The sequence below is a fragment of the Pseudoalteromonas sp. 19-MNA-CIBAN-0066 genome, assembly GCF_040308705.1.
Classification (GTDB): domain Bacteria; phylum Pseudomonadota; class Gammaproteobacteria; order Enterobacterales; family Alteromonadaceae; genus Pseudoalteromonas; species Pseudoalteromonas nigrifaciens.
In genome coordinates this window covers 1-230 of sequence record NZ_JBEONZ010000461.1, presented here as the reverse complement: position 1 = coordinate 230, position 230 = coordinate 1, and the positions used below count along the sequence as shown (strand labels likewise).

Annotated in this window: 1 pseudogene; it reads right to left on the bottom strand. The window is 39.1% G+C overall.

The window, feature by feature from the left end:
* Positions 1-230 (bottom strand): annotated as a pseudogene (locus AAEZ18_RS19835) (protein translocase subunit SecF); the annotation flags it as partial.

Below are 230 nucleotides of genomic sequence, written 5' to 3'. Positions count from 1 at the left end.
GCATAGCGTCTTGGTCTGCGCCTTCTTTTTCAATTACTTCAGGTATTAAATCTTCTTTGCTTACGCCCATTGCTATAGCAACAGAGCTTGCAACATAAATCGAAGAATAAGTACCAATAAACACACCAAACAGTAATGCAGTTGCAAAACCATGAATGGTTTGTCCGCCCCATGCAAACAAGGCAATCAATACTAAAATAGTCGTGATTGATGTTACAAGTGTACGGTTA